The sequence below is a fragment of the Methylobacterium sp. WL116 genome (assembly GCF_008039455.1).
Classification (GTDB): Bacteria; Pseudomonadota; Alphaproteobacteria; order Rhizobiales; family Beijerinckiaceae; genus Methylobacterium.
Map to the genome: position 1 here is coordinate 1 of NZ_VRUV01001166.1, position 421 is coordinate 421.

Annotated in this window: 1 pseudogene; it reads right to left on the bottom strand. The window is 74.3% G+C overall.

Features of this window, described 5'->3' with window-relative positions:
• Positions 1–421: pseudogene (locus FV223_RS29895) on the bottom strand (phosphoenolpyruvate carboxylase); the annotation flags it as partial.

A 421-nucleotide genomic window follows, 5' to 3' on the forward strand; every position in this document is an offset into this window, starting at 1 on the left:
GCGCCACCGCGAGCTGGCGGTTGACGGCGGCCAGCGCCTGCTCAGCGAGCGTCCGCACCACCTTCGCGGCGGGGATGGCGGGGAGGTGGCGCATCACCCGGTCGAGCTGCATGCGCTTGGATTCGAGGCGGTAGCGCAGGGTGTCCCACCAGCCGATGTCGGTGCGCCCGTCGGTGTCGCAGCCGACCCAGCTGGCGATGGCGAAGGGCTTCGGCACCAGCTCGGTCCAGCGGTCGGGCCAGCGCCTCTGCGCGGCGTCGAGCAGCGCGCCGTTGAACGCGTCCACCGCCTCGCGGCCGTGGTTGGCGGCCACGCAGGCCTGCTCGAACTCGCCGTCGAGGGTGATCGGCGCGTCCGGCCGGGTCGAGAGCCGGGCGGCCTTCTCGATCAGGGGCGCGCGCGCATCCGGGTCGTCGAGGCT